Below are 309 nucleotides of genomic sequence, written 5' to 3'. Positions count from 1 at the left end.
AGCCGCGACGTCACCGTCGACACCCGCAACAGCGAAAACGGCACCACCGCCCTATGGGGCCGGCTCTGGGCCACCGACGCCACCGCCCTGGACCGGCGCCTGACCCAACTGGCCCACACCGTCTGCGACGACGACCCCCGCAACCTGGCCCAACGCCGCGCCGACGCCCTCGGCGCCCTGGCCGCCGGCGCCGACACCCTGGCCTGCGCCTGCACCAACCCCGACTGCCCCGCCGCCAGCAGCGACGCCCGCGCCACCAACGTCACCGTCTACGTCCTCGCCGACCAAACCGCACTGAACACCCCGACC

The 309-nt window shown here is 74.4% G+C and carries 1 protein-coding gene; it reads left to right on the top strand.

All coding sequences use genetic code 11. The features are described 5' to 3' along the window. Positions 1-309, top strand: a 309-nt coding sequence (locus LI94_RS21605) for a DUF222 domain-containing protein (RefSeq protein ID WP_046302552.1), incomplete at both ends; no start/stop codon positions are given.

The sequence above is a fragment of the Mycobacterium sp. UM_Kg27 genome, assembly GCF_000972905.1.
Taxonomy (GTDB): Bacteria; Actinomycetota; Actinomycetes; order Mycobacteriales; family Mycobacteriaceae; genus Mycobacterium.
This window is presented reverse-complemented; position numbering and strand designations above follow the sequence as displayed.